Consider the following 20,439-nt stretch of genomic DNA (forward strand, 5'->3'; position numbering starts at 1 on the left):
ACATCTCCGAAGACGCCGCCGGCCTGCTGAACAAGACCTTCGGCACCGACGCCGTCAAGCGCGGCCTCCTCGTCGGCACCGCCACCATCACCGCACAGATCAAGTAACACCCCGCACCACCACAATCGGCCCGGACCACGCAGCAGCGTGGCCCGGGCCGACTTGCGTTGCGCGAACCGCCGGCAGCCGCCGTCGTCACGGGCTGGGCGACACCTCACGTGCTCACGTTCGCGAGGACTGTCGCTCAGCGCGAAATCGCGTCCGAACCGCCCGGTCCGCACCGCGCCACCGCTCAGCGGCGCCGCCACCACCGCCGCGGCTTCGCCTCGAGCCGCGCCTGCTCGGCAGCCCGCGCGGCGGAGGCCATGCGCACCTCGCGACGCTCCCGCCAGGCCAGCACCTCGGCCTCGACGTCGCGCATCGGCGTCACCACCGGCGGCCCGCCGAGCAGTTGCCGCCGGGCCTCTTTCACCCGCGCGTTGAAGTCCACGAGAACGTCCCGCACGTCGGACTCCAGCGACAGCGCGTCGAGTGCGTCGTCGAGTTCGGCGTCCTCGGTCCGCAGCGCCAGGGCCGGCGGCGCGATGCCCCGGATGTCCTCACGCTCGATCTTCGACTTGATCCACCAGTCCGGGTCGTGCTGCCCGTCGAGGCCCGGCAGCGGCTTGCCGTGGTACGGGTTGCCCTCGAAGACCCCGCGGCGCTCGGCCTCCGCGATCTGGGCCCGGGCGTGCGCGGCGACGTCGGCGGCCTTGAGCAGCCGACGTTCCTCACGTTCCGACCGCACCTCGTCGGGGTCGAGCGACCCCCGCTCGATCTCCTGGTCGACGAGCTGCTGGTAGCGGTAGCGCGCGGCTCTGCGGAGCCGGTCCATCCGTGCATCGACGTCGTTCATCGTCAGACCATGATGCCCCGCGCCCCCGACGGTTCGTCCAGCCCGGTCAGGACTTCTCTGAGACTTCTTCGATGGTCAGCGCGGCCTGGATGAGGGCCAGGTGCGACAGACCCTGGGGGATGTTGCCCATGAAGTCCCCGTCGACGGCACTGAGCATCTCGCTGAACAGGCCGACGTCGTTCGCCTGCGCGACCATGTCGTCCATCAGCTGCTTCGCGTCGTCGACCCGTCCGACGCAGGCGAGAGCCGCAGCGAGCCAGAACGAGCACGCCACGAACGGCGATTCCTCGTCCTGGATGCCGGAGTACCGGTACACGAGCGGGCCGTGCTGCAGCTGCTCCTCGATCGCCCGGATCGTGGACTCCATGCGCGGTCCACGGTCGAACGCCGACATCGCGTGCAACAGGATCGAGCAGTCGAGCGCGTCGGTGCCCGGGTACATGACGTAGTGGCCGAGCTCCTCGTTCCACCCGTTCTCGGCGACCCAGTCCTCGATGAGCTCGCGGTTCTCGATCCACTTCTCGCGCGGGCCGTCGATCATCCCCGCGTCGTGCAGCTCGACCGCGGCGTCGAGCGCCTGCCAGCAGCCGATCTTGCTCGTCGTGTAGTGCTGCGCCTCCTGCAGCTCCCACATGCCCGAGTCGGGCTCCGGCCAACGGTGGCACGCGTCGTCGGCCAGGTCCTGCAGCACCGAGGCCGTCTTGCGGTCGAGGACGTTGCCGGCCCGGACGTACTGGCGCATGATCTCGAACACGTCGCCCCAGACCCCGAGCTGCAGCTGGTCACCGGCGCGGTTGCCGATCGTGACCGGCCCGATGCCGTTCCAGCCCGGGACGTCGCGCTCCTCGACGGAGTCGCTCTTCGACCCGTCGAGTCCGTAGAAGATCGGCATCGTCTCGTCGTGCTCGGCGATCGTGCGCATCACCCACGACACGGCGGCGTGCGTCTCCTCGCGCAGGCCGAAGCGGGTGAGCGCGTGCACCGTGTACGCCAGGTCGCGCACCCAGGCGAACCGGTAGTCCCAGTTCTTCCCGCCGGTGCGGTCCTCGGGCAGGCTCGTCGTCGGGGCTGCGGCGATGGCGCCGGTGGGGGCGAAGATCAGGAGCTTCAGGGCGAGGGCGCTGCGCTGGACCGCGTCCGACCAGGGGCCGTCGTAGCTGAACTCCTTCGACCAGGTCGCCCAGTTCTCGATCGTGCGGTCGACGCCCTCGAGGGTGCGCTCGGGCTCGGGCAGGAAGATCGGTTCGTCGTACGTGCCGACGATGGTCAGGATCGACTTCGAGCCCTCGGTCGTCGAGAACCGTCCGGAGAACCGGGGGCCGTCGTCGTGCACCGGTTCGAAGCCCTGCTCCACGATCGCGATGGTCACGCCGTCGACGCCGATGACCGTGCCGTTCGCGGTGTCGAGTCGGCGCGGTTCCGCGGTGTTCAGGATCGTGCCGGGCACGACGGCCCACTCCATCTCGACCGAACCGTCGACCCCCTGCACGCAGCGGCCGATCTCGGCCCACGGCAGGCGTCCGGCCACACCGGTGACCATGGCGTCGGTCACGGTGGCGGTGCCGGACGGGGTCGTCCACGTCGTCACGAGCACGTTCGTCCCCGGCAAGTAGGCGCGGGACACCTGCGCCTGGTCGTCCACCGGCCGCAGGGCGACGTGTCCGCCGTGCTCGGCGTCGACGATGCTCGCGAACACCGGCGGCGAGTCCATCGACGGGATCGGCAGCCAGTCGATCCGGCCGTCGAGCGCGATGAGGGCGACCGTCCGCCCGTCGCCGATCGCACCGTACGAACGGAGCGGGACGTACCCGTTCGTCCGTTCCTCGTTCTCGGTCGCGTCGGGGGTGTCTCGCGTGCGCTCGGTCATGCGTCCAGCCTGCCCCGGCCCCGGTGGCGACCATCAGGCGGACGTACCCCTCGTGGAGAACGCACGCCGGGCCTCCCGGCTGTGGAGAACCGCCGGCGAACCCCCGGACCCCAGCCGACACGCCCACGCGACTTGCGCATCCCGGGCGTGTCGCACTAGCGTCGTGCTCCTGCCGATCGGCAGACCGCCCGCCCCGGGCACACCGGAAGGACCGCGCATGCGCACCGTGCAGCACAACGAGGAACGCGTCGAGCTCCAGCTCGCCGCGGCCGCCGTGCTGCCCGAGCAGCAGTGGTCCCTCCGCTATCCCGCGTAGGCACGCGACGTCCCACGACGCCCCGTGCCCACCCGGCCCGGGGCGTTCGTCAGCACCGCTTCCTTCCGTCCGCCACGTCCGGCGACGACCAGGAGGCCCGGCGTACGACCGTCTCGGACCGTCACCTCGACCGTCACGAAAGCGAGACGACTCCATGAAGAAGATCAACGACCGATTGCTCAGCTGGGCCTCGATGCTCGAGGACAACACCGAGCAGCAGGCCCGCACGACCGCGCGCATGCCGTTCGTGTTCCCGCACCTGGCCCTCATGCCCGACGCACACCTGGGCCTCGGGGCCACCGTCGGGTCGGTCATCCCGACCCTCGGCGCGATCATGCCGGCGGCCGTCGGCGTGGACATCGGCTGCGGCATGATCGCGGTCCGCACGCAGTTCACCGCCACCGACCTGCCCGCCGACCTGCAGGGGCTGCGCGAGCAGATCGAGCGCGCGATCCCGCTGTCGGCCGGTGCGTCGAACCGGAAGATCGTGGCGACCGCCGTACCCCGGATCGCCGAGCTCGAGGCGATGGCCGAGACCGCCGGGTTCGACCCCGACGGCGTGCACGGCGGCTGGCGGAACCAGCTCGGCACGCTCGGGTCCGGCAACCACTTCATCGAGGTCTCCCTCGACGAGCAGGACCGGGTCTGGCTCTTCCTGCACTCCGGGTCGCGGGGCGTCGGCAACAAGATCGCGCAGCGCCACATCAAGGTCGCCAAGAAGGCCATGGAGCGGTGGTGGATCCAGCTGGCGGACCCCGACCTGGCGTACCTGGTCGAGGGCACGCCGGAGTTCGACCGGTACATCGCCGAGCTGCGGTGGGCCCAGCACTTCGCGCTGCTCAACCGTGAGGAGATGATGGACCGCGTCGTCCGGCAGCTGTCCGAGGCCGTCGGTACGCCCGTCGACGAGCGCGAGCGGATCAACTGCCACCACAACTTCACGCAGCGTGAGACGCACTGGGGCAAGTCCGTGTGGGTCTCACGCAAGGGTGCGATCCAGGCGAAGGCCGGTCAGCCCGGCCTGATCCCCGGGTCGATGGGCACCGCCTCGTACGTGGTCGAGGGGCTCGGCAACAAGCCCTCGCTCGAGTCGTCCCCGCACGGTGCGGGTCGGCTGTTCTCGCGGAGCGCTGCCCGGCGGACCTTCACCCACGAGCAGCTGCGCGAGGCGATGGCCGGCATCGAGTACCGCGACACCGACGCGTTCCTCGACGAGATCCCGGCGGCCTACAAGCCGATCGACCAGGTCATGGCGGACGCCGAGGACCTCGTGTCGATCCGGCACACCCTGCGGCAGGTCGTCAACGTGAAGGGTGACTGAGACGCGCCCACCGACGGACGGGAGGCCCGTGGCGGCACCGCCACGGGCCTCCCGTCCGCCACGTGGCGGACCGCACGGCCCGGCGCGCCCCGGACAGGACGGCATGCGTCGGGCACGCTGGGCCGTGATGAGCGACACGGCGGAGCACGCAGCGAAGGAAACCGGACGACAGGTCCGGCGGGCGGCCGACAGCCGCTGGTTCGAGGTCACGGCACGCGCCGGGTTCGTCGGCAGCGGCATCGTCCACCTGCTGATCGGGTACCTGGCGATCCTGCTCGGGATCGGCAACGCGTCCTCGGGTGGCGAGACGGACCAGTCCGGTGCGCTGCAGCAGATCGCCGCGGTCCCCGGCGGGGTGTTCCTGCTCTGGCTGATCGCCGTCGGCACGGCCGCGCTCACCGTGCGCCTGGTCGTCGAGGCGATCGTCGGCGGCCGTTCCGACACCACCCGGGGCTGGCTCGCCCGGCTGAAGGACGTCGCGAAGGCCGTGGTCTACGGCGTGATCGCGTACTCGGCGGCCTCGTACGCGCTCGGCGCCGGGTCGAGCTCGAGCAGCTCGTCGCAGAGCGCCGCGGCGAAGACCCTGGCGACACCGGGCGGGGTGTTCGTGCTGGTCCTGGCCGGGGCGATCGCGGTCGCGGTCGGCATCGGCCTCGTAGTGATCGGCTGCCGCCGGTCGTTCCGGAAGCAGATCACGCGACCGTCGGGTCAGCTCGACCGCGTGGTCACCGTGCTCGGCGTCGTCGGGTACGTCGGCAAGGGCGTCGCCGTGGTCATCGTGGGCGTGCTCATCGCCGTCGCGGGGCTGCAGAGCGACCCCGACCAGGCCACCGGCCTCGACGCCGCGTTCGACGCGGTGCGGAGCATGCCCGGTGGGGTGTTCGTCCTCGTCGCGATCGGCATCGGGTTCCTGGCCTTCGGCGTCTACAGCTTCTTCCGCGCGCGGTTCGCCCGCCTCTGACCCGCGGGCGCCGCCGCGGACTTTCGCGCTGGGCGACACCTCACGGGGCAAAGCGGGCGTGAGGTGTCGCTGAGCCCGTGAACTCGCCGCCGCGCCGCCGCGCCACGCGCCACGCGCGACCGCGCCGCGGCGCCACGCCTGAACGGGCACGGACCGCCCCCGCGGTAAACGGGGTCGATGAGCACCAACGCCACCACCGGCCCCGCGACCGTCTTCGCCGATGCCCGAGCGGTCCTCGCCGAGAGCATCGTCTGGGACCCGTCCGCACAGCTGCTCCGGTGGGCCGACATCACCCTCGGCACCCTCAACACCGCCGAGGCCGACGGCACCGTGCGCTCGAGCGTGCCGCTGCCGCCCCCGTTGGCGAGCTTCCAGCCCCGGGCCTCCGGCGGGTTCGTCGCGGCCCTCGGCGACACCGTCGTGGTGACGGACGAGCAGGGTGCCGTGGAGCGCGAGATCACCCGCGTCACCCACAGCACCTCGGGCAACCGGTTCAACGAGGGCAAGTGCGACCCGTTCGGCCGGTTCCTGGTCGGCAGCATGAACGTGACGACCGGCGAGCCCGACGCAGCGCTCTACTCGATCGAGGCCGACGGCACGACCCGGGTGCTCCGCGGCGGCTTCGGCGTGACGAACGGCATGGAGTGGTCGGAGGACGGCAGCACGATGTACGTCACCGACACCAGTGCCTCGACCGTCTTCCGGGGGTCGTACGGCCCGGACGGCGAGCTCGGCGAACTCGAGCCGTTCATCGTCGGTCAGGCGCACGACGGCCTGGTCCGCGACGACGAGGGCTGCTTCTGGAGCGCGATCTACGGCGGGTCCCGCGTCGAGCGCTACGGGCCCGACGGCTCGCACCTGGAGACGGTGGAGCTCCCCGTCGCCAACCCGACGTCGGTGGCGTTCGGCGGCCCGGACATGTCGACGCTCTTCGTCGGGACGGCCCGCGAGAACCTCACCGAGCAGGACCTGGAGCAGGCGCCCCGGTCCGGGGCGGTCTTCGCGGTGCCGACGACGGTGCACGGGTTCCCCGCGAACACCTTCAGCGGCTGAGCACGTCGCCGCCGCCCGCGCGGACGGCGGCCGGGTATCCTGGGCGACCGCCCGACCGGAGGAGACCCACGTGGACGACGAACGCCAGGCACCGCGGCCGGACCCGGCCGGCGAGCTCGCCCAGGCCGAGGACGCCGACGTCACGGTGCAGGTGGACCGGGTCGCGGTCGACGGCACCTACGTCCGGGTGAGCTCGATCGGTGAGCCGGGCGCGCGGGCCTTCCTGCTCGTCGCGGGGCTCGGCATCGCCTCGACCTACTACGAGCGGCTCGCCCCGCACCTCAACGAGAACGGGCCGGTGCACGCGCTCGACCTGCCGGGCTTCGCCGGAGTCCCGCGGTTCCGCGGCAAGGTCTCGATCGAGCGCTACGCCGACGCGGTCGAGCGGGTCATCGACGACCTCGGGCTCCAGGACCCGGTCCTGGTCGGGCACTCGATGGGCACGCAGGTCGTCACCGAGGTCGCCGCCCGCCGTCCGGGGATCTCCGACCTCGTGCTCATCAGCCCGGTGGTCGACTCGTCGGCGCGCACGGTGCGGCAGTCGGCGTTCCGGTTCCTCCGGTCGACGCTGCACGAGCCCGCCGCGGTCCGCTGGCACGGCATCACGGCGTACGCGCTGTGCGGCTGGCACTGGTTCCGGAAGGTCCTGCCGCGGATGATCGCGTTCCCGATCGAGGAGCGCGCCGCCCACGTGCAGGCCCGCACCCTGATCGTCCGCGGTGAGCACGACGCGATGGTGCCGCGGGACTGGGTCCGTCGGTTGGCGCGGGTGTTCCCGTACGCGGTCCTCCGCGAGGTCGTCGACGGCGCACACTCGGTCATGCACGCACAGGCCGACGCGGTCGCGCGGCTCGCGGTGGCGCACGTCGACCACCGGATCCCCGACCGGGGCGTGTCGTCGCTGCAGCGGGTGCGCGACGACTCGACGTCGTCGGACCTGGCGCGGCTCAGCCCGGGGGATGCCTGGTTGCTGGTCAAGTCACGGTTCATCGAGCTGTTCGGGATGGCCCGGAACGACGACGAGACGCTCGAGGCGGCCAAGTCCGCACACGCCGTCGCGATGGCGGACGGCGACGACCTGCCGGTCGACCCGGCGGACCGACGTGCGGTCGTCGACGAGGTCGCGCCGGAGTCGAAGTAGCCAGCACCGTCGAAGCAGCGGGCACGGTCGAAGCAGCGCGCGTCGCGATCTGCGGGTGACCGCCTGGAGGCCCGGTGCCGGTCCGACGGACCGGCACCGGGCCTCCAGGCAGTCGCGACCACCGCGACGGGCGAGCGGTCAGGGTGTGATGCGGCCCGGCAGCATGTCGGGCGTCAGCGCGTTCGCCTCGGCGAGGACCTTGCGGGCCTCGTCGGTCTTGTCCCACACGTTCCAGAGCAGCACGCCCCGGACCGTGTCGTCGTCGTCCAGGTAGTAGACGACGCCGGTGACGGTGGGGTCCTGCCAGTCCTCGACCGTGCGGAGCTTTGAGCTGACCTGTCCGACGGCCTCGTACCCCATGTCGAAGACGTCGGAGTAGAACATCGGCGTGTGGTCGTAGGTCTCGTCGGCGTCCGCGAGGTTGCGGCCGGCCTGCCGACCCTGCTGCTGGGCGTTGTCGACGTGCTCCACCCGGCGGGTGCCGAGGATGCGGTCCGGGTACTCGGCGACGTCACCGGCGGCGAACATGGAGTCGTCGTCGGTGAGCAGCGTCGAGCTCACCACGATGCCGTCGCGGACGGTCAGTCCGGCGTCGGCGGCGAGCTGCGTCGCGGGTTCGATGCCGAGTCCGGCGACGACCGCGTCGGCCTCGACCACGGAGCCGTCGTCGAGCGTCAGCCGCACGCCGTCGGCCGTCTCGGTGCCCTCGGACACCCGGCGGCCGGTGCGGAGCTCGACGCCGTGGTCGACGAAGCGCTGCTGGAACGCCCGTGCCAGGTCCTCGGGGAACATCCGTCCGCCGACGACCTCGTCCGGGTCGACCAGCGTGACGCGTGCGCCGTTCTGCACGATGCCCGCCGTGATCTCCTGGCCGATGTACCCGCCGCCGACGACGGCGACGTGTGCTCCGGCGTCCGCGAGTTCGCGCAGGCGGCGGTAGTCCGACGCGCTGCGGTAGTCGAGCACGCGTGCCGACGGGGACAGCCCCGGCAGCCCGCGGGGCTTCCCGCCGGTCGCGAGCAGGAGCCGCTCGTAGCCGTGGGTCGCGCCGTCGGCCGTCGTGACGGTCTTCGCAGCACGGTCGATCGCGGTGACCGCGGTTCCCAGGACGAACTGCGCCCCGGTCTCCTCGGTGTGCAGGTCGACCTTGTCGTCCCAGCTGAAGTCCGGGTCGGTCCAGAGCTTCTTCGACAGCGCGGGCCGGGCGTAGGGCCGGTCGACGTCCTCGCTGAGGATGCCGATCGACCCGTCGGTGTCGAGCTCGCGGATGCCGCGGGCAGCGGCGTCGGCGACCATCCCGCCGCCGACGATGAGGTAGCGGAAGTCGGTCATGACGCCTCCTGGCGGTGCTGTGGTGCCACGATCAGATCGTGGCGACCGAGCCGGAGTCGACCCGGTAGTTGGCGCCGTTCACGAAGCTGGCCAGGTCCGAGCACAGGAAGGCCACGACGTTCGCGACCTCTTCCGGCTCGCCGCGGCGCTTGAGCTCCATGTACGGCCGCTCCTCTTCGAGGAAGCTGCCGATGGCCTCGTCGAACGAGGTCCCGCGCTGCTTGGCCCGCTTGTCCATCATCGCGTCGGTCATCGGCGTGTGGATGAACGCGGGGGAGACCGTGTTCACCAGCAGGCCCTCGGAGGCGTAGGAGCGCGACAGGCCCTTGGCGAACGAGAGCACCCCGGCCTTGGCCGCGCAGTAGGGCAGTTCGTCGTCGTACGGCTGCGAGGCGTCCTCGGACACCAGGTAGACGATGCGTCCCCAGCCGCCCTGGCGCAGGTCGCCGATGAACTCACGGGTGATCCGCACCGGCCCCATCAGGTCGATGTCGATCGTCTCCGCCCAGCCGGCCTCGTCGATCTCGTGGAACATGCCCTGGGCGCCGGTGACGCCCGAGGACTGCACCAGGATGTCGATCTCGCCGACCGCTTCACGCACCTTGTCGTGCAGGGCGGCGAGGCTCTCGGCGCTCCGGACGTCGGCGGCGAAGGCGTGCAGCTTGCCGAGCGGCGCCTCGAGCTGGTCCGCACTGGTGTCCAGACGGCTCTGGTCGATGTCGGTGACGACCACGGTCGCACCCTCTGCCAGGAGGATGCGCGCCGTGTTCCAGCCGATGCCGGAGTCGCCGCCGAAGACGAGTGCGGTCTTGCCCTGGATACCGAGGTCCACCCGGGCCCCTACGCGTGTGCCGACGCGTCGGCGACGGCGGGCGTGGTGGCGGAGGCCAGCGGGGTGCTGGGCGCGCGGTTCTCGGCGGAGACCATCCACGCGAGCTGCTCGAGGCGCTCGATGAAGCCGTGGAGCAGGTCCGCGGTCGTCGGGTCTTCCTCGTCGACCTCGTCGTGGACGTCGCGCATGGTGCCCGTCGCCTGGTACAGCCGGAGCGTGACCTGGTCGATGGCGTCGTGCGTGGTGATCTCGCCCGAGGGGAACGCGTCGAGGTGGCTGCCCGCGGAGACGGTCGCCGAGCGGCCGTCCGGCACGAGGTACAGCGCACGCATGCGCTCGGCGGTGTCGTCGGCGAACTCACGAGCTGCGTCGACGATCTCGTCGAGCTGCAGGTGGAGGTCGCGGAAGTTGGTGCCCAGGATGTTCCAGTGGGCCTGCTTGCCCTGCAGGTGCAGGTCGATGAGGTCCACGAGGACCGCCTGGAGGTTCTTGGCCATCTTGTCCGAAGCGTGCATGGTTGTGGCTCCTTTCGCGTCGGTGTGACCGTTCCGGTCTACGCGGTGCCGCAGTGCGCGCTCTCAGTGCGCTCGGAGGCAGCGTCCCCCGAGGGCGTTCGGTGCAGCGTCGCTCAGTGCGACGGCGCGGGGTCGACCTGGTCGACGGCGTCGCGCATCTGCTCCAGGAAGCCGGCGACGATCCGCGCCTCGGACGCGGGGAGCCCCTCGGCGATCGACATCATCCGGCGGTGCATCACACCGAGCGTGGCGCGGACCTCGTCGTCGGTCTCGGTCGTCGGCGTGATGACGAGGGCCCGGCGGTCGGTGGGGTGCGGGTCGCGGCGGACGTGGTTCGACTTGACCAGGCGGTCGATGAGGATCGTCGTCGAGGCCGACGAGATCTTGAGGTACGCGGCGAGGTCCTTCGGGCTCACGGCGGTGCCGGAGCGCTGCGCCTGCAGCAGGAAACGCACGGCGAGCAGGTCGGTCTCGCCCATGCCCATCGAGTCACGGGTCCGGCGGCGCATGGCCGTCTCAGCGGATCGGTACCGGCGCAGGGCGTTCAGCACCGCGACCCCGCGTTGGGTCGCGTCGTCGTCCGGGAACCAGTACCCGGACGCCTCGGTGATCTCCTGCGTCGACATGGCGTTCAGGGTAACCCGTCTCGTATCTCGGTCGTCTAGCGGACTCCCGGGTTCCGCCACGACCGGTGCGTCCGCACCGTCCGATGCGTTCGCAACGACCGTTGCGTCCGCACCGGACGGACAGGAGGCCCGTGGCGGGGTCGCCACGGGCCTCCTGTCCGGTGGTTCGTCGCGTTACGCGGCTGCCTGCTCGTCCGTGCCGGCTGCGGCCTCGGCGAGCGCGGTGAGCGCACCCTGCACGAGCGTCGTGACCTCGGCGTCCTCACGCGGGTGGGTCTCCGCGAAGCGGACGACCGACTGCGGGATGGCGACCTTGACGTCCTCCAGGACCTTCGCGCCGGCGATGCCGGCGGCCTTGCGGGCGTCGTCGTGGGCCCAGACGCCGCCGTACTGGCCGAACGCCGAGCCGATCACGGCGAGGGGCTTGCCGGACAGCGGCGAGGCGCCGAACGGACGCGAACCCCAGTCGAGCGCGTTCTTCAGGACGGCGGGGATGGTGCCGTTGTACTCGGGGGTGATCAGCAGGACGGCGTCCGCGGTGGCGACGGCGTCGCGGAAGGCGACGGCAGCGGCGGGCGGGGTGTCGCCGTCGATGTCCTCGTTGTAGAACGGCAGGTCGACGATGCCGTCGAACGTGTGCAGCTCGATGCCCTCCGGCGCGTGGTGCGCGGCGGCCTCGGCGAGCTTGCGGTTGATGGAGTCGGCGCGCAGGCTGCCGACGAGGACGAGGACGTTCGTCATGGAGCTCCTTCTGTTGCGGGATGCTGTTGCTGGACGGAAAGGTGTCAGCGACAACCAATGCGATCGTAGGGGGCGCTATTCCCGGTCCGCTGAGTACGGTGGCGTCGTGACCACGCTTCGGACCCCGGCCAGCACGCCACGAACCACCGACCCGACCTGGTGGCGCGATGCCGTCGTCTACCAGGTCTACCCACGCAGCTTCGCCGACACGGACGGCGACGGGCTCGGTGACGTCGCGGGCATCACGAGCCGGGTGCCGTACCTGGCGTCGCTCGGCGTCGATGCCCTGTGGCTCTCCCCGTTCTTCCCGTCGCCACTCGCCGACGGTGGCTACGACGTCGCCGACTACCGCGCCGTCGACCCGAAGCTCGGGTCCCTCGACGACCTGGACGCGCTGGTCCGGGCCGCCCACGAGCACGACCTCAAGGTCATCGTCGACATCGTGCCGAACCACACCTCGGACCAGCACGAGTGGTTCCGGGCTGCGCTGGCGTCCTCTCCGGGGTCGGCCGAGCGTGCGCGGTACGTGTTCCGTGAGGGCTCGGGCGCCGCCGGGGAACTGCCGCCGAGCGACTGGGTGTCGAACTTCGGTGGCAGTGCGTGGACCCGGGTGCCGGACGGGCAGTGGTACCTGCACCTGTTCGCCCCCGAGCAGCCCGACCTGGACTGGTCGAACCCCGAGGTCCGCGCCGACTTCGAGGACACGCTGCGCTTCTGGTCCGACCGCGGCGTCGACGGCTTCCGCGTGGACGTCGCGCACGGGCTGGCGAAGGACCTGTCGACCCCGTACCGGCCGTCGAACGAGCAGGACCTGCCGCTCGACGGCTCCGACCCGCTGTACGACCGCGACGAGGTGCACGAGATCTTCGCCACCTGGCGCCGGGTGCTCGACGAGTACGACCCGCCCCGTGCCGCGGTCGCCGAGGCATGGGCCCCGGCACCCCGCCGTGTCCTGTACGCCCGGCCGATGGAGCTCGGGCAGGCCTTCAACTTCGACCTGCTCGAGGCCCCGTTCGAGCCCGATGCGTTCCGTCGGATCATCGAGCGGAACCTGGCCGCCTCGGAGCAGTCCGGTGCCTCGAGCACCTGGGTGCTGTCGAACCACGACGTCGTGCGGCACCCCACCCGCTACGGCCTGCCGGACGGCACCGACACCGACGCCTGGCTCATGACCGACGGCACCTCGCCGGAGCTCGACCGTGCACGGGGGCTCCGTCGGGCCCGAGCGGCGACGATGCTGATGCTGGCGCTGCCCGGGTCGTCGTACGTCTACCAGGGCGAGGAACTCGGGCTGCACGAGGCCGCCGCGATCCCGCGCGACCTGCTGCAGGACCCGAAGTGGCTCCGCACCGGACACACCGTCAAGGGCCGGGACGGCTGCCGCGTACCGATCCCGTGGACGCGCTCCGGACCGTCGTTCGGCTTCGGGGACGTCGCACCGCACCTGCCGCAGCCGCAGGACTTCGGGGAGTCCTCGGTCGAGGCCGAGGACGGCGATCCCGAGTCGACCCTGTCGCTGTACCGCCGGGCGCTGGCCGCCCGGCGTCGGCTGCAGCAGGGGGAGGCGCTGACGTGGCTGGAGTCCGGCTCCGAGGTCGTGGCGTTCGCGCGGCACGACGGCTGGCGGTCGGTCACGAACTTCGGCACCGCGCCGGTGCCCCTGCCGGCCGGGACCGTCGTCGTCGCGTCCGGGCCGCTCGACGGGGTCGCACCGGGGCTGCTGCCGGGTGAGACGACGGTGTGGCTGGCCTGAGCGGTCCGCTCGCGTCGTTCTTCCTCCACAGCCGGGAGGCCCGTGGGGGCGTTCCACAGATCGTCTCGCCGCCGCCCGGGGGTGACGTCCCGGTCGCGAGCATCGGGGCATGACAGATCCCACTGCTCCAGCTCCAGCTCCAGTTCCTGCGTCTTCCCTCGACCGGCGGTCGTTCCGCTCGCGGGTCGTCCGCCGTCTCGCCGCGGCGTGCGCCACCCTGACCGCGCTCGGTGTGCTCGCGGCACCCGCGGTCCTGCCGTCCGGGTCGAGTGCGGCCGCCCTCGACTTCCCGTACGTCAACCAGTTCTCCAGTGCGTCCGGCGGTGCCCTGCACGGTGACGCGGCGGTGTCCGGCGGCCGACTGCGCCTGACCGACGACGTCCGGAACCAGGCGGGGGCGTGGTCGACGAACGACACGTTCCCGTCGGACACCGGGCTCGAGATCGAGTTCACGTACGCGATGCACACCGAGAAGGACGACCCCGGCGCCGACGGCCTGCTGCTGTACCTGGCCGACGGCGCTGCGGCGCAGGGCGTCGGGTCCTTCGGCGCCGGTCTCGGGTACGCCTGCCGCAAGGAAGCGACCGAGGGCGGGGGCCGGGAGTGCGACCTGCCGGGCGTCCCCGGGGGCTTCGCGGCCGTCGCGATCGACCACTACGGCAACTTCTCGTCACGCATCAACGGGTCCGGTCCCGGAGCACAGCCCGACCACGTGGTGGTCCGGGGCTCCGGCAACGGGACCGAGGGCTACCGGTACGTCGCCGGTGCCGCGGCACCCGGTGGCACCGTCACGGCCGGTTCCACGCCCCGGACGGTCCGGATCACCCTGCTGCCCGACGACGACGGCGGGCTCGCGGTCTCCGTCCGGCTGCAGGTCGGCTCGACCATGCGCACCGTGCTCGACTCGGTCCCGCTGCACGGCGACGGGCAGGCCGCGCTGCCGAGCACGCTGCGCCTCGGGTTCGCCGGGGCCACCGGCAGCCACGTCGACAAGCACGAGGTCGACGCGCTCCGGGTCTGGAAGCCGGCGGACCTGTCCGTCGAGCACGACCTGCCCGCGACCGCGACGGCGGGCGACCCGCTCCGCTACACCGTGACGGCGCGGAACCCCGGCCCGAACGCCGCCGACCCGAGCCCGCTGCAGGTCGACGTGCCCGACGGCGTCGAGGACGTCACCTGGACCTGCACGGCCGCGGACGGCTCCGCCTGCGCGACCGGGTCGGGCACCGGTGACGTCGCGACCGACCTGTCGTTGCCCCGAGGGGGTTCCGCCGTCGTCACGATCGAGGGCCGGGTGGCCGAGGGCACGTCCGGAGCGCTGGAGAGCGTGGCGACCATCGCCCCGCCGACCTCGTTGTCCGACACGAACGAGGCCGACAACTCCTCGCGGGCGACCACCACCGTGACGGCACCGGTGATCGCCGCCGACGTCGAGACGGACAAGTCGGTGTCGCCGTCGACCGTGCGGCCCGGTGACGAGGTCGAGTACCTCGTGACGGCCCGGAACCGGGGGCCGTCGGTGGCGCAGCAGGTCGGCGCGGTCGACGACCTGCCCCAGGCCATGCGGTTCGTGGGCTCCGACGACGGGTGCACGGCCGAGGGGCAGCGGGTGACCTGCAGCTCCGACGTGTCGCTCGAGGTGGGCGAGACCCTGGACTTCCGGATCCGCGCCGAGCTCGACCCCGCGTACCAGGGGGACGGCTCCGACGTGGTGAACGTGGCGACGGCGACCTCGCCGACCGACGCGGACGGCGGCGACCCGTCCACCGGCGTCGCGATCGTCGTGGGTCCGGACGACGAGGGGCCCGCGCCGAGCCCCGCGCCGACGAGCGGCCCCGTGCCGACGACCGGGCCGGCTCCGGACGACGGGGACGCCGGTGGTGACGGTTCCGGCGGCGACGACGGTGACGGCGCCGGTGCCGACGACGGCGGAGCGGGTGACCCCGCAGCCGACCGTCGGGCGGCTGCCCCCGTCGGAGCCCTCGCCTACACCGGCGCCGAAGGGCTCGGCCTCGCCGCGGCGCTCGCCGCCCTGGCCGCCGCCGCCGGGTCCGTGTGCTGGTGGCTCGCGCGACGTCGTGCTCGTCGGAACGCGCCGACCGACGACCCGCAGCAGCCCTGACACCGCCGGGACGGCACCGGACGGCGGTGTCGTCCCGGTGCACGGGTGTGGACGTCCACAGGGGCCGAGTCCGCTCCGGTCGGGCGTCCACCCCACCGGCGGTAGGATCGGATCCACGATCCGCATGCCCGAAAGAGGTCTCGTGTCCGACACCGTGGACGACGCCACCACCGTGGAAGACGCGACCCAGCGCGCGCGGTACTGGCCGATCCCGATCCTCCGGGCGGTCCCCGCAGCGGTCGTCGCGATGGTGATCACCTTCTCGACCAACCACGCCGCGGGCTACGGTCTCCTGCTGTTCGGCGGCTTCGCCCTGATCGAGGGGCTCGTGCTCCTGTTCGGCGGGATCTCCCGACTGCCCCTCGACGGCCGTTCGCGTCGCACGACCCTGCTGCAGGCCGTCATCACCCTGCTCGCCGCCGTCGCCGCGTTCGCGTGCAACGGGTTCGGGCTGCCGGCCTTCATCACGGTCATCGTCGCGTTCGCGGTGCTGACCGGGGCCCTCGAGCTGTCGCAGGGGCTCCGTGCCCGGCGACGCTCGCCCTTCGCTCGCGACTGGACCACGATCGGCGGCCTCACGCTGCTGCTCGCGGTCGCCTTCCTCGTCACGCCGCCGGACTACTCCCAGCAGCTCGGTGGCGTGGAGCAGGTCACCGGCACCCTCGACGCCTCGATCGTGCTCGTCGGCCTGCTCGGCGCGTACCTCGCCATCACGGCCGTCTTCCACGTGATCGCCGGCCTCTCGCACAAGTGGGGCACGGCCACGCCGGCCGTCGCCCCGGACGGAGCACCACACGCATGACCACCCCCAGCCGTCGTGACCGTCTGCGCCCGGTCGAGCTCCTCGGGATCTCCGCGATCATCGCGGTGTTCACCGGGCTCGTCGTGCTGTTCTCGACGCGGGAACTGCAGCTGGCCGTGATCTTCCTCGGCGTCGCGTTCATCGTGGTCGTCGTCGTGCTCGCGATGCTGCAGCTCGCCTCGTCGAGCGAGCAGGACGACAACGACATGCTCGGCGGGCACAAGACGCCGGGCGAGGGCGACGGCGACGAGTTCCACTGACGGCTGACAGCTGACGGCTGACAGCTCCGGGCGGACACGCCCGAGATCACGAATCCGCCACGGTCCTGTCAGGATCGCGGGTCCTGCCGACACCTCTGAGTGAAGGAGGTGGGATGTGGACGTGACGACCGGCACCGACACGGACGAAGGACTCGTCCGTGCGATGGCACAAGGGGACACCGGCGCGCTCGCCCGGGCGTTCGACCGGTACGCCGCCACCCTCACCCGCTATGCGTGGACGCTCGTCGACGACCGGTCCGACGTCGAGGAGATCGTGCAGGACGCGTTCCTGACGCTCTGGCAGCGCGCCGCGACCCTCGAGCTGCCGGCGGACACGGTGCTGCCGTGGCTGCTCGTCGTGTGCCGCAACCACGCCTTCAACACCGGGCGCAAGCAGGCCCGGCGCCGCACGGACGAGCTCCCGGAGCACCTCGCCTCGCCCGCCGACCACGACGAGGCCCGCGAGACCCTGCGCTGGGTCCGCGCCGAGATCGCCGCGCTCCCGGACCTCGACCGCCGCATCTGCGAGCTCTGCCTGCTCGAGGGGCACTCGTACGCCGAGGCCGCCGAACTCCTCGGACTCACGGTCGGCGCGGTCACCCAGCGGGTGTCCCGCAACCGTCGACGACTCAAGAAGGTGGTGATGCACGATGAACACTGAGCCTCCGCAGGGAGACGACCTGCAGCGCATGCTCGTCTCGATGAAGCAGAACGTCCTCGAACGTGCCACCCCGCTCCCGAAGCGTCGTCGGGGCCGGTCCGGGATCGTCATCGGTGTCGTCGCGCTGCTCGCCGTCGGCACCGCGACCGGCGCCGTCGCCCTGACGCTGTCGCAGCAGAACGCCGACCCGGTCGCCGCTCCCACCCAGACCCAGCAGCCCGAGCCGGCGCCGTCCTCCACGACGCCGAGCTCCGCCCCGATCACGGGTGCCCCCGTCCCGAAGCCCACCCCGACGTCGACACCGACCCCCGCCGCGGCGACGATCCCGGCGACGTGCCGTGACATGGTCCCGGCAGAGGACTACACCCGGCTCTTCGGGGAGACTCCGCTGACCGAGATATCGAAGGCGCAGGACGACTCGGCCGGCAGTGACGGCGAGGACGTCACCTGGGCGAACGGCGAGTCGAAGATCATCTGCACGTGGGCCGATCCCCGAGCCGACGTCAGTGGGCTCACCATGACCGTCGGGACGGCCGGGCCCGGGGCCGCGGACGTGCTCGCCACCAGTCCGCTGGAGTGCGAGGACCGCGACGGCGGGCGGGTGTGCCAGTCGTCCGTCCCGGCCGAGGCTGCCCCCGTGGACCAGGTGACGACGTTCTTCCTGCGCGACGACACGTTCATCGTGATCCGGCAGGCGAACTTCCCGACGAACGGGCTGCTGGACGCCGTCGTCGGGGAGATATGGGGGGACTGACGGCCCGGAGGCACGTGTCGGACCCGACCCGTGCCTCCAGTCCGTCGGTGGTCAGATCGTGAGCAGGAACGGTCGCCTCGCGCACCGCGACCCGACCGTTCCTGCTCACGAAGCACAGCGAGCGTGCCCCGCGTCACCCCAGCCGCGCCGCCACGATGTCGCGCGCCAGCGTCCGGACCGCGCGGCTCGGCTCCGGGGACGTCCGGACCGCCAGGCCGATGCGGAGCGGGTCGACCTCGTCCTCCAGGTCGAGCACCGCCCCGTCGTACCGCACCCCCGAGTCCGGCACGACCCCGACGCCGAGCCCGGCCGAGGCGAACCGGATCACGGCGGGCATGTCGTTCATCTCCGCGACGATGCGCCGACGGATGCCGAGCCGCTCGAGTGCCCCGTCGAGGATGATCCGGTTGCCGAACCCGTGCGCCGTGTCGACGAAGGGTTCATCGGCGAGTTCGGCGAGCGACACCGACGACCGGCCGGCGAGCGGGTGGTCCGACGCGGTGAACACCCGGAACGGCATCTCCCGCAACGGCTCCACGACGACCCCGGCGGGCACGGTGGGCAGGCCCGTGTAGGCGATGTCGAGCCGCCCGGCGACCAGGTCCTGCACGAGGCCGGTCGTCCCCGACGGCGACGTCATCAGCTCCACGGCGACGAGCGGGTGCTGTCGTCGGAACCGCTGCAGCACGCCCGTCAGGTCGACGATGTCCATGCTCGTGAAGATGCCGAGCCGCACCCGGCCCCGCAGGTCGGCGTCGTCGGCGGTGGCCAGGTCGCGCATCCGGTCGAGGGACTCGAGCACCGCGCGGGCGTGGGGGAGCAGGTCCTCGCCGGCGGGGGTCAGCACGAGCTGTCGTCCGGTGCGATCGAAGAGCCGCACGCCGAAGCTGCGCTCGAGCGAGGCGATGCCCGCGGACACCGTGGACTGCGCGGCCCAGAGCCGTTCCGCCGCCCGGGTGATGCTGCCCTCGGCGGCGACGGTGACGAACTGTTCGAGCAGTCGGGTCTCCATCGTCCGAGTATCGAACAGACCGATCGTGCACATCAAGCGCATCCGTTGGACTCGATGCACCGCGAGCGCGATCATCGGAGCATGTCAACCGTCACCGACACCCCGACGGGCACCGTCCCCGCCACCACCGCCGCTCCCGCATCCGCGAGCGACCGTGTCGTCGCCCCGCGCGGACGCCGCGCCCACACTCGTCGGCGCCACGGTTTCGGCTTCTGGGTCGTCGCCTTCGCGTTCCTCGCGGTGATGGCCTTCGCGACCGTCCCCGCGCCCTTGTACGTCATCTACCAGGCCCGCGACGGCTTCCCGACCTTCACCACCACGGTGATCTTCGCGGCGTACGGGGTCGGGGTCGTCGGCTCGCTGTACCTGGCGGGGCACCTCAGCGACGTGCACGGACGCCGTCCGCTCATCCTGGTGTCGATCGCCCTCGAACTCGTCGCCGCCGTGCTGTTCCTGCTCTGGAACGACGTCACCGGCCTCATCGTCGCCCGGCTCGTGACCGGCCTCGGCGTCGGGACGCTGACGGCGACCGCGACGGCACACCTCGGTGAGCTCCGGGTCCGTGCCACCGGGTCGAGCGACTCCGCGAAGGGCGCGAGCGTCGCTGCCGGGGCGGTGAACCTCGGTGGCCTGTCCCTCGGCGCCCTCGTCGGCGGAGCACTCGCCGAGTTCGTCGGGCAGCCGCTCATGGTCCCGTACGTGGTGTTCGTGATCGCGCTGGCCGTCGCGTTCGTGCTCGTGCTGGCCGCGCCGGAGACGGTCGACCGTCCCGAGCAGCCCGTGGCCTACCGCCCGCAGCGCATGCAGGCGCCGGAGGGGCAGGGTGCCGCGTTCTGGGCCGCCGGGGCAGCGGCGTTCGCCGCGCTCGCCGTGCAGGGCCTCTTCACCTCGGTCGCGCCGAGCTTCCTCGGCACCACCTTCCACGTCACCGACCGCCTGGCCGCCGGGGCCACGACATTCGGGGTCTTCGCCGCGAGCGCGCTGTCGCAGATCGTCTTCGCCCGACTGTCGCAGCGTGCGCAGATCCGGCTCGGCATGCTGCTCCTGGTCGTCGGCCTGGTCGTCCTCGCCGTCGCCGCGGTCCTGCTGCAGGTCGGCGGGTTCATCGGCGGCGGGGTCGTCGCGGGAGCCGGCGTCGGCCTGCTGTTCCGCGCCGCGATCGGCAGCGCCGCAGCACTGGTCGGCCCGGAGCGCCGGGGCGGCGTGCTCGCCGCCACGTTCCTCATCGCCTACGCCGGGCTCACCGTGCCGGTCGTGGCCGTCGGGGCGGCGCTGCTGGTGATCCCGACGCTCCCCGTCCTGATCGGGTACGTGGTGCTCGTCGCCGTCCTGGCCGTCGTCGCCGGCACCCGGCTGGCCGCGCGCGCCTGACGCGTGGCGGGCCTCCCGTCCGCCCGGAACCAGGTTCCGGACACCGAACCACGCGATCGCGCGGTGCCGTGTCCGGAGCCTGGTTCCGTCGTGCGGTCGAACTC

The 20,439-nt window shown here is 72.1% G+C and carries 19 protein-coding genes; 11 read left to right on the top strand and 8 right to left on the bottom strand.

Annotated elements, in window-relative coordinates; translation table 11 throughout:
• Positions 1-292: 292 nt before the first annotated feature.
• A complete protein-coding gene (locus tag DEJ02_RS10200; protein ID WP_110864991.1) occupies positions 293-895 on the bottom strand; it encodes a DUF1992 domain-containing protein in 603 nt (200 codons plus the stop codon).
• A gap of 46 nt (positions 896-941) precedes the next feature.
• Positions 942-2,762, bottom strand: coding sequence for a glycoside hydrolase family 15 protein (locus tag DEJ02_RS10205; RefSeq protein ID WP_111032961.1), 1,821 nt, complete (start codon positions 2,760-2,762; stop codon positions 942-944).
• A 470-nt stretch (positions 2,763-3,232) separates the two neighbouring features.
• Here DEJ02_RS10205 and DEJ02_RS10210 point away from each other — a divergent pair, with 470 nt between their 5' ends.
• From DEJ02_RS10210 to DEJ02_RS10225, 4 genes are all read left to right on the top strand, one after another.
• Positions 3,233-4,399 carry an RtcB family protein gene (locus tag DEJ02_RS10210; RefSeq protein WP_111032963.1) on the top strand — a complete coding sequence of 389 codons (1,167 nt, stop codon included), beginning with the start codon at positions 3,233-3,235 and terminating at the stop codon, positions 4,397-4,399.
• A 127-nt stretch (positions 4,400-4,526) separates the two neighbouring features.
• Positions 4,527-5,360, top strand: coding sequence for a DUF1206 domain-containing protein (locus DEJ02_RS10215; RefSeq protein WP_111039758.1), 834 nt, complete (start codon positions 4,527-4,529; stop codon positions 5,358-5,360).
• Between the two features lie 177 nt (positions 5,361-5,537).
• Positions 5,538-6,413: an SMP-30/gluconolactonase/LRE family protein gene (locus DEJ02_RS10220; RefSeq protein WP_111032965.1), complete on the top strand. Its 876-nt coding sequence runs from the start codon at positions 5,538-5,540 to the stop codon at positions 6,411-6,413.
• A 70-nt stretch (positions 6,414-6,483) separates the two neighbouring features.
• Entirely contained in the window at positions 6,484-7,554 is a 1,071-nt protein-coding gene (locus DEJ02_RS10225) for an alpha/beta fold hydrolase (RefSeq protein ID WP_111032967.1), read from the top strand.
• A gap of 138 nt (positions 7,555-7,692) precedes the next feature.
• On the opposite strand, the gene DEJ02_RS10230 is transcribed toward DEJ02_RS10225, so the two are convergent.
• The 5 genes from DEJ02_RS10230 to DEJ02_RS10250 form a co-directional block, all read right to left on the bottom strand.
• Positions 7,693-8,886, bottom strand: a complete 1,194-nt coding sequence (locus DEJ02_RS10230) for an NAD(P)/FAD-dependent oxidoreductase (protein WP_111032969.1) — start codon at positions 8,884-8,886, stop codon at positions 7,693-7,695.
• A 31-nt stretch (positions 8,887-8,917) separates the two neighbouring features.
• A complete protein-coding gene (locus DEJ02_RS10235; protein WP_071246288.1) occupies positions 8,918-9,718 on the bottom strand; it encodes an SDR family NAD(P)-dependent oxidoreductase in 801 nt (266 codons plus the stop codon).
• 8 nt (positions 9,719-9,726) lie between these two features.
• Positions 9,727-10,233 (bottom strand): Dps family protein, encoded by a 507-nt coding sequence (locus DEJ02_RS10240; protein ID WP_017886495.1) that lies wholly within the window; start codon positions 10,231-10,233, stop codon positions 9,727-9,729.
• A gap of 113 nt (positions 10,234-10,346) precedes the next feature.
• On the bottom strand, positions 10,347-10,859 hold the full coding sequence (locus DEJ02_RS10245; protein ID WP_111024711.1) for a MarR family winged helix-turn-helix transcriptional regulator: 513 nt from the start codon (positions 10,857-10,859) through the stop codon (positions 10,347-10,349).
• Between the two features lie 174 nt (positions 10,860-11,033).
• Positions 11,034-11,600 carry an NADPH-dependent FMN reductase gene (locus DEJ02_RS10250; protein WP_027464982.1) on the bottom strand — a complete coding sequence of 189 codons (567 nt, stop codon included), beginning with the start codon at positions 11,598-11,600 and terminating at the stop codon, positions 11,034-11,036.
• Between the two features lie 106 nt (positions 11,601-11,706).
• On the opposite strand from DEJ02_RS10250, the gene DEJ02_RS10255 reads away from it, so the two are divergent.
• The 6 genes from DEJ02_RS10255 (at position 11,707) to DEJ02_RS10280 (ending at position 17,952) form a co-directional block, all read left to right on the top strand.
• Positions 11,707-13,353, top strand: a complete 1,647-nt coding sequence (locus DEJ02_RS10255) for a glycoside hydrolase family 13 protein (protein WP_111032971.1) — start codon at positions 11,707-11,709, stop codon at positions 13,351-13,353.
• Between the two features lie 109 nt (positions 13,354-13,462).
• Complete coding sequence (locus DEJ02_RS10260; RefSeq protein WP_111032972.1) at positions 13,463-15,475, top strand: DUF11 domain-containing protein; 2,013 nt, start codon at positions 13,463-13,465, stop codon at positions 15,473-15,475.
• A 142-nt stretch (positions 15,476-15,617) separates the two neighbouring features.
• Positions 15,618-16,277, top strand: coding sequence for a DUF308 domain-containing protein (locus tag DEJ02_RS10265; protein WP_111032974.1), 660 nt, complete (start codon positions 15,618-15,620; stop codon positions 16,275-16,277).
• The gene (locus DEJ02_RS10270; protein WP_111032976.1) at positions 16,274-16,537 is read left to right on the top strand and encodes a hypothetical protein; all 264 of its coding nucleotides are present in this window, start codon (positions 16,274-16,276) and stop codon (positions 16,535-16,537) included. Before DEJ02_RS10265 ends, DEJ02_RS10270 begins: the two co-directional genes overlap by 4 nt.
• 121 nt (positions 16,538-16,658) lie before the next feature.
• Positions 16,659-17,198, top strand: a complete 540-nt coding sequence (locus tag DEJ02_RS10275) for an RNA polymerase sigma factor (RefSeq protein WP_111033089.1) — start codon at positions 16,659-16,661, stop codon at positions 17,196-17,198.
• Positions 17,188-17,952 carry a hypothetical protein gene (locus tag DEJ02_RS10280; RefSeq protein WP_146249263.1) on the top strand — a complete coding sequence of 255 codons (765 nt, stop codon included), beginning with the start codon at positions 17,188-17,190 and terminating at the stop codon, positions 17,950-17,952. Before DEJ02_RS10275 ends, DEJ02_RS10280 begins: the two co-directional genes overlap by 11 nt.
• A gap of 133 nt (positions 17,953-18,085) precedes the next feature.
• On the opposite strand, the gene DEJ02_RS10285 is transcribed toward DEJ02_RS10280, so the two are convergent.
• On the bottom strand, positions 18,086-18,964 hold the full coding sequence (locus tag DEJ02_RS10285; RefSeq protein ID WP_181440323.1) for a LysR family transcriptional regulator: 879 nt from the start codon (positions 18,962-18,964) through the stop codon (positions 18,086-18,088).
• Between the two features lie 81 nt (positions 18,965-19,045).
• Between DEJ02_RS10285 and DEJ02_RS10290 the strand changes: the two genes are divergently transcribed.
• Entirely contained in the window at positions 19,046-20,335 is a 1,290-nt protein-coding gene (locus tag DEJ02_RS10290; RefSeq protein ID WP_111032982.1) for an MFS transporter, read from the top strand.
• Positions 20,336-20,439 lie beyond the last annotated feature (104 nt).

It is taken from the genome of Curtobacterium sp. MCLR17_042 (assembly GCF_003234695.1).
GTDB lineage: Bacteria > Actinomycetota > Actinomycetes > Actinomycetales > Microbacteriaceae > Curtobacterium > Curtobacterium flaccumfaciens.